The organism is Pseudoalteromonas sp. SIMBA_162, assembly GCF_046535955.1.
GTDB lineage: Bacteria > Pseudomonadota > Gammaproteobacteria > Enterobacterales > Alteromonadaceae > Pseudoalteromonas > Pseudoalteromonas marina.
In genome coordinates, this window is the sequence record NZ_JAWJBQ010001185.1 from 1 (window position 1) to 237 (window position 237).

General features: G+C 62.9%; 1 pseudogene. It reads left to right on the forward strand.

What is annotated here, in order from left to right:
* Positions 1-237: pseudogene (locus tag R0J88_RS23425) on the forward strand (NAD(P)(+) transhydrogenase); the annotation flags it as partial.

The following is a 237-nucleotide window of genomic DNA, read 5'->3' on the forward strand; positions in this document are numbered from 1 at the left end:
GGGCGCAAGGTAGCGATGGTCGATGACCGTCGCCAAGTCGGTGGCAACTGCACGCACCTGGGTACCATCCCGTCCAAGGCACTGCGTCACTCGGTGCGGCAGATCATGCAGTTCAACACCAACCCGATGTTCCGGGCCATCGGTGAGCCGCGCTGGTTCTCGTTCCCGGACGTGCTGAAAAGCGCCGAGAAGGTGATTTCCAAGCAAGTGGCATCGCGCACCGGCTACTACGCCCGC